This is a genomic window from Oscillibacter sp. UBA6647 (assembly GCA_002455655.1).
Lineage (GTDB): Bacteria > Bacillota > Clostridia > Oscillospirales > Oscillospiraceae > Oscillibacter.
Genome location: DKLF01000123.1, coordinates 1 through 6,563 on the forward strand (window position 1 = coordinate 1; position 6,563 = coordinate 6,563).

A 6,563-nucleotide genomic window follows, 5' to 3' on the forward strand; every position below is an offset into this window, starting at 1 on the left:
GCAAAACTATTGACGGTACCCATAAATCCAGCTTTTGGAGGCCCTTATTATCTGCGCTTGCTTTTCCCGCCGCTGCGCAGGCAAATTTGCTCCGCCAGCGCCCGATATAGCTTCTCCGGCTCCACGGGCTTGTCCAGATGGTCGTCCATCCCTGCGGATAAGCTGGCTTTTACGTCAAAGTCAAAGGCGTTGGCGGTCATGGCGATGATGGGAACCGTTTTTGCGTCGCCCCTGCGGAGATTACGGATGACCCGCGCGGCGCTCAACCCATCCATCACGGGCATCCGAATGTCCATCAGAATCGCGTCGTAATAGTCCCAGCCCCGCCGCATGAAGAGGTCCACGGCCTGCTGGCCGTCCTCTGCCCACTCAACCAGCACGCCCGCCTTGGACAATAGCTTTGAGGCAATGGCGGCGTTGAGAGGATGGTCCTCGCACAGCAAAACACGCTTGCCCTGCAGCTCCAAAAAGGTGCTGGCCTCTCCGGGGGGCGGGGGCTGATAGTGCTCCAAAACCTCAATGGGCAGCTCTACCGTGATGGATGTGCCCTCGCTCAGCTTGCTGCGGATAGAAACGGTTCCGCCCATCAGATGCACCAGATTCTGCACGATGGGCAGGCCCAGCCCGCTGCCGGCGTAACGGTTGCTCTGGGAGTTGGGCTCCTGGGAGAACGGCTCGAAGGCATGCTGCTGGAATTCCTCGCTCATGCCCACGCCGTTGTCGCTGACAGTAATCCGGCAGAGGGAAATCCTGTGCTGCTGTTTCATACATTCAATGCGAAATTTGATTTTTCCATGCTCAGGGGTAAATTTTACGGCGTTGGACAGGAGATTTGTGAAAATCTGCCGCATTCTCACCCGGTCTGCCAGAATGTATTCGTTTTTGAAACCAACAAATTTGGTGGTAATCTGAATATCCTTCAACTGTGCGGACGGGTAAATCCCAGAAAGCGTGTGCTCAATCAGTTCCGAGGCTAGCACAGGCTCCCTGTGCAGCTCAATCTTTTGTCCCTCAATCCGGCTCATATCCAACGTGTCGTTAATCAAGCTTAAAAGGTAATTGCTGGAATCCCGGATGGCGGAGAGATTTGACTGCGCCTCCTGAGAGAGGTCGGGAAGATCCATGGTCAGCGCGGTCATTCCCAAAATGCCGTTCATGGGGGTGCGCATATCGTGGCTCATGCGAGAGAGGAAATCGGTTTTCGCCGTGTTGGCGCTTTGAAGGGCTAAATTCTGTCGGCTGATCCGGCGGGTGAACACCGCAAGCACCCCAAGTGCCCCCAGCAGACCTGCAAGCGCCGCAAGCACAGACAGAGTTTGTGTCGGATGGCTGCGAATCAGGTCCAGCGGGTCGCCGTACTGCGGCCTGTCCGTCTGGGCGCGGATAATCAACTGGTCGATTTCGTCGGCGGAGACGGTATCCAGCGTTTTGTTGAGAACGGAGCTGAGGACGGCGTTTCCCTGCGTGACGCCGAAACAGACGCCTTGGCTGTAATTATCTGTGAAAACGGAAACCACATTCCCGTAATGGTACACGCTGAGATAATACTCTGCGATGTAGTTGTTCAAAATGGTGACGTCTGCTTTGCCGGAAGAAACTGCCCGGATACAGGCGCCCCAGTCGTCAAAATAGAGGAGCTGTTCCGGCGAAAAATCCCGCAGAAGAAGCCGGGATGGAGAACCGGGACCGTCCACCACCGCCACCGTGCAGTCCGAAAGGTTTACTTCAACGTCCTCTTGCTGAAGCCAACAGTAGTTGGCGGTAAAAAACGTGTCGGTGACACTGACGCCGTTTTCCGCCGCATGAAGAAGATTATTGGAGTAGCACGGGAGAATCAGCGGTTCCCCTTGAGCGTCCGTCGTTTGAGTATCCCGGGAAACCGCCTCGTACTCCACGCCAAGCTTCCTGCACAGCAGCTCCGCCAGTGCGGGGAAAAAGCCCTTGTACACGCCGTCCTCCAGCCGGGAGAGATAGCCCTCCTCCTCGGCGAAGGCAAAGCGGAGACCGCCGACCCCCGCCACGTATTCCACCTCTTCACGGGTCAGCGGCACGCAGACACGCTCCGGAAACCATTTTTTATAAAGACCCGACAGGAAAAGCGGCTCGTTTATCTCCAATCGGTCCATGGCGCTGTCCAGAAGGGAGAGCGCAGGATCGTCCTGCCGCATGAGAATATGGTTGGTGGTATTGTCGAACCGGGCAAGAATTTTCATGTCGTCCTTCAGGTCCATCACGTTGGAAATCACCGCGTCCGCCATGCCGGAATCCAGCATGGCGCGGGCCTCGCCGTAGTCGCCGCAGACCCGAAGCTGATCCTCGCTGATGCCAAATTCCGAAAGCCGGGAGGCAATTACATCGCGGCTCAGAAGACTGTCGGAAATCGCAACCCGCAGGTCGCCAAAGGCGTCATAATCGCAGTAGTACAACCCTTGTTTGGAATTCAGGGTCATCAGCGCATGATAGGTGTTTAAAATCGCGTGGGAGCTCATGCCGGGGGTGGAAGAGGGAATCAGGGGCATAGACACAGGCATCCGGAGATCGGCCCTTCCCTCCGCCAGCATATCGCGGGTGCTGTCCCAGCTATCTGCCGCCACGTAGGTAAAGCTCACTCCGGCGTACTGGGACAGCTTGTCCAAGAGCTCCACGCCGTAGCCCGTCTCATTCCCACAGGCATCGTATTCAAAAAACCCGTCCAGAGGATAAAAAGCCACCTTCAGCGCGGGGAGGCTGCTCCCGGCGTCTTCCGTGGCAAAACAGGGAAGGGACCAGCCCGCACTCAGAAAAAGCGCACAAAGGGCAACCAGCGCCCCGCGAAGGAAACGGTTCTTCATACCCTCACTGCCTTTCAATCCGGTTGCGTCAAAGACGCTCGGCTGCGTCAAAAACTGTAAAATTTTACATTATTTTATCATATGCCACAGGCAGAAGCAATATATTTGGCAGATTCCGGCCGCATTCGTCTCAAAACGCGAAAAACCGTCCGCCGAAGCCTGCAAGCAGGCCCGACGGACGGCAAATGAGTATATGAGGAAGGCAGCGAAGCTTATTTGCACAGTGCGGCAGTATCCCGGGCGATCATCAGTTCCTCGTCCGTGGGGATCAGCAGCACCTTTACGCGGGAGTCGGCGGCGGAGATCACCTGTTCCTTACCACGGCACTTGTTGGCCTCGGCATCCATCTTCACACCCATGAACTCCAGATCGGAGCCAATTTCCAGTCTCTGCTCGGGGGAGTTTTCGCCCACACCGGCAGTGAACACGATGGCGTCAACCCCGCCCATGGCGGCGGCGTATGCGCCGATGAGCTTTTTCACGCCGTAGTTGAACATGTCGATGGCAAGGGCCGCCTGCTGGTTGCCCTTTTCCGCGGCCTCTTCCAAATCGCGGAAGTCGGAGGATACGCCGGACACGCCCATCACGCCGGACTTTTTGTTGAGGATGTCCAGCATTTCGTCGATGCTCAGCTTGTACTTGTTCATCAGGTACTGAAGAATGCCTGCGTCAATGTCGCCGACCCGGGTGCCCATAGGCAGGCCCGCCACGGGGGTGAAGCCCATGGAGGTGTCCACGCTCTTCCCGCCGTCCACAGCGGTGACGGAGGAGCCGTTGCCAAGGTGGCAGGTGATGATTTTCAGCTCGGCAGCGGGCTTGTCCAGCATTTCCGCGGCGCGGGCGGACACATACATGTGGGAGGTTCCGTGGAACCCGTACCGCCGAACCTTGTCCGTTTTGTAATAGTCATAGGGCAGGGCATAGGTGAAGGCCTTGGCGGGCATGGTCTGGTGGAAAGCGGTATCGAACACGGCGGCCATGGGCACGCCGGGCATGGCCTTTTCGCAGGCGCGGATACCGGTGATGTTGGCGGGATTGTGGAGCGGGGCCAGGGGGATGCAGTCCTCCACGGCCTTCATGACCTCTTCGGTGATCACCACGGACTTGTTAAAAGCCTCGCCGCCGTGTACCACGCGATGGCCCACCGCCTGAATCTCCTGCATGGAGCCGATGACGCCGTTTTTCTCGTCCACCAGCGCGCCCAGCACGGCCGCAATGGCCTCGGAATGGGTGGGCATGGCCACGTCGACGGCCTTCAGGGTTTCCTTGCCCTCAAGCTGGGGCTTATAGGTGAACTTTCCGTCAAGTCCGATACGCTCGCAAAGGCCCTTGGCCAGAACCACGCCGGTATCCGGGTCCATTAGCTGGTATTTCAGGGAAGAACTTCCTGCGTTAATCACGAGAACATTCATGGTAACTCCTCTTTCCGCGGGCGGCCCTTGCAGACAGCCCTAAAATCATGTAAAATAGATTTGCCCTTTTTCATAAAATGGCACACTACCTCTTTAGTATAACAAAAAAATCTCAGGATACAACTGCCAATTTAACCGAATTGTCACTTATTTGTAACGGGTTCGAGGTGAAATCTGTGGAAACCGCTGGTATTATTGTAGAGTATAATCCGGTTCATTCCGGACATATCTGGCAGATTGCGCAAACCCGGCGGGCGCTGGGGGAGGATGCGGCGGTTGTTTGCTGCATGAGCGGCTGCTGGGTGCAGAGTGCGGCGCCTGCCATTGCCGACAAATGGCTGCGGGCGCGGCTGGCGGTGCTGGGCGGGGCGGACTTGGTTTTGGAGCTGCCCACCATGTGGGCGGTATCCTCGGCGGAGACGTTTGCCATGGGCGGCGTGAGTCTGCTGGCGGCCACGGGTGTGGTGAAGCATCTGTCCTTTGGCAGTGAGTGCGGGGAGATCGAAAGTCTTCAAGCCGTGGCACAGTGCCTGAATTCCGAAGAGTATGCAGCGGAGCTTCGCCGCTTTCTGGACCGGGGACTGCCCTTCGCCGTCTGCCGCCAGATGGCGGTGACGGAGCTGGCGGGCGCAAAGCTGGGCGCGCTTCTGGCAACGCCCAACAACAATCTTGGGATCGAATATCTGCGGGCGGTGCTCCGGCTGGGTGCGGACCTGCGGCCCATGACCGTGCGGCGGGAGGGCGCAGGCTATCACGACGACGACGCCCCGCAGGGAAGCTGCTTTATCTCCGCAACGCAGGCGCGCCGATGGATGGCCGGGGGTGAATGGGAAAAAGCCGCACCCTATCTGGTTCCGGGGGAGCGGGCGCTTCTGCAAAGCGCGGAGCTGGCGCTGCCGCCGCTTTCCGATTCGGTCGAGCGGGCGTTTCTGGCACGCCTGCGGACTATGACGGCAGCGGATTGGGCGGAGCTGCCCGACAGCGCCGCGGGAGAGGGTCTTCCCGATCGATTGGTCCGGGCGGGGCGGCAGGCTCTGTCTCTGGAGGAATTTTACGAGCTGGCCAAAACGAAGCGCTATCCCCACGCCCGGCTGCGACGGCTGGCTTTGTGGGCGTTTCTGGGCCTGCGGGCGCAGGACCGACCAAAAACCCCACCCTATCTGCGGGTACTGGCGGCGGGAGAACGGGGGAGGGTGCTTCTGCGTAGGATGAGAGAAACCGCCATTTTACCGGTTTTGACGAAACCGGCCCATGCGCGGCGGCTGGAAGAAGCCTGCTGCCGGAGCCTTGAACTGGAGGCCCGATGTACTGACCTGTACGGGTTGTGTCTGCCCCACATCCCTCCCGGCGGACGGGAGTGTAGAGAGGGGCCGGCCATCCTCTAAAAAGGAGATTTTCTATGCGAAAACAAATTTTGTTCATGCTGGGACTGTCGCTGGCGTTGCTGGCGGGCTGTGCCAACGCGGCTCCCGGCGGCCCGGCATCCGAACCGGCGGACGAGTCCCTTGGCGCCATGGGGGCGGCCAGTGTGCTGTCTTCTGCGTCGGAGTCGCTGGACTTTGTGCTGGAGAGCGAAAAGAAAAGCGACACGCGCGTTGCGGAAGACGGCACCACGCTGGCCTCATACAGCTATGAGCTTCCCGTACTCCGGGTAATCACGGAGGCCGGCCAGATTCTGGACTCTGCCGCCACGGCGGCAGAGAAGGCTGCGCTGGACGTAGCCGCCGCATTCAACAGCAATTTTGAAGATTGGCTGGAGAGCACGGATTTTTCAAGTGTGCTTGACTGGGCGGAAGAGGATTACGCCCGCCGGGTGGAAGGCAATTTGGGCTGGTATAACAATTATGAGGAGGAGTTCACCTTCACCTCCTGGCGGACGGATCGACTGATCAGCATTGGCGGGGCATATTACAGCTATACCGGCGGCGCTCATCCCAATTCCGTTTTCTTGGGTTGGAACTTTGATTTGCAGACCGGACGTTTTCTTCACCCGGCGGCGCTGGGTGAGGATTCCGAGAAATTTCAGGCGGCGGTGACGGAGGAAATTATCCGGCAGGCCGACGCCCGGGCCACCGAGAATGGCTTTGAATCGCCTACGGAAATGTATTGGGAAGACTATCAGAGCATTGCCGCCCAGTGGCCCGATTATGCCGTGACGTTTTCTGACGAAGGCATGACGGTGGTCTTTTCCGCCTATGGAATGGCCAGCTACGCTGCGGGAGAGCAGACCTTTGTCCTTGACCGGGACTTTTTGGAGCCCTATCTCAGCGCGGATGGCAGACGTCTGCTGAACATTTCCAAAAACATGGAAGACGCGGCG

4 protein-coding genes are annotated in these 6,563 nt (G+C 58.4%); 2 read left to right on the plus strand and 2 right to left on the minus strand.

Annotation, left to right across the window (positions count from 1 at the left end):
* Window positions 1–47 precede the first annotated feature (47 nt).
* Window positions 48–2,831, minus strand: coding sequence for an ATP-binding protein (locus B2W96_RS09140; RefSeq protein WP_293009981.1), 2,784 nt, complete (start codon window positions 2,829–2,831; stop codon window positions 48–50).
* A 212-nt stretch (window positions 2,832–3,043) separates the two neighbouring features.
* Entirely contained in the window at window positions 3,044–4,243 is a 1,200-nt protein-coding gene (locus tag B2W96_RS09145; RefSeq protein WP_293009982.1) for an acetate/propionate family kinase, read from the minus strand.
* Between the two features lie 176 nt (window positions 4,244–4,419).
* Here B2W96_RS09145 and B2W96_RS09150 point away from each other — a divergent pair, with 176 nt between their 5' ends.
* Entirely contained in the window at window positions 4,420–5,628 is a 1,209-nt protein-coding gene (locus tag B2W96_RS09150; RefSeq protein WP_293009983.1) for a tRNA(Met) cytidine acetate ligase, read from the plus strand.
* A 14-nt stretch (window positions 5,629–5,642) separates the two neighbouring features.
* Window positions 5,643–6,563 (plus strand): DUF3298 and DUF4163 domain-containing protein (locus B2W96_RS09155; RefSeq protein ID WP_293009984.1); only part of this gene is annotated, 921 nt, incomplete at its 3' end.